The sequence below is a fragment of the Burkholderia stagnalis genome, from assembly GCF_902830275.1.
GTDB classification, from domain to species: Bacteria; Pseudomonadota; Gammaproteobacteria; order Burkholderiales; family Burkholderiaceae; genus Burkholderia; species Burkholderia stagnalis.
Window position 1 is genome coordinate 1 of record NZ_CADESW010000072.1, and the last position, 936, is coordinate 936.

Here is a 936-nt window from a genome sequence, read left to right on the forward strand (position 1 = left end):
CTCGCTGTCCACCGGCCTGAGCACCGTCACCACGACGACCAACAACCTCGGCAACAGCACGGCCGCGGCACTCGGCGGCGGCTCGACCTACGACCCGGCCACCGGCACGGTTTCGGCACCGTCGTACACGACGTACAACGCGAACGGCACCACGACCACCGCCAACAACGTCGGCGCTGCAATCGACAACATCAACAGCCAGGGCATCAAGTACTTCCACGCGAATTCGACGGCGCCGGACAGCAAGGCCCTCGGCACCGACTCCGTCGCGATCGGCCCGAACGCCGTCGCGAACAATGCCGGCGACGTCGCGCTCGGCAGCGGGTCCGTCACGGCCGCAGCCAACCCGACGGCGAGCGCCACCATCGGCGGCGCGAGCTATTCGTTCGCCGGTGCGACGCCGAGCAGCGTCGTGAGCGTCGGCGCGGCCGGCGCCGAGCGTCAGGTCACCAATGTTGCGGCCGGCCAGATCTCCGCCTCCAGCACGGACGCGATCAACGGCTCGCAGCTCTATGCGACCAATACCGCGCTCGACTCGCTGTCGACGACCGTGTCGTCGTCGTCCAGCGCGATCTCGTCGCTGTCGACCGGCATCACTTCGTTGTCAACGGGCTTGAGCTCGACGAACAGCTCTGTCACTTCGCTGTCGACTTCCACGTCGACCGGTATTTCGTCGGCTAACAGCTCGGTCGCCTCGCTGTCGACGTCAACGTCGACGGGTATCTCGACGGCTACCAGCTCGATCGCTTCGCTCTCCACCTCGACTTCGACCGGTATCAGCTCACTGTCGACTGGCCTCAGCTCGACCGATAGCTCCGTCGCCTCGCTCTCGACCTCCACGTCGACGGGCATTTCGACGGCGACCAGCTCGATTGCCTCGCTGTCCACCTCGACCTCGACGGGTATCAGCTCGCTGTCCACCGGTTTGAGCTCGAC

At 66.1% G+C, this 936-nt stretch carries 1 pseudogene; it reads left to right on the forward strand.

The window, feature by feature from the left end:
- Positions 1-936 (forward strand): annotated as a pseudogene (locus tag HWY45_RS36250) (ESPR-type extended signal peptide-containing protein); the annotation flags it as partial.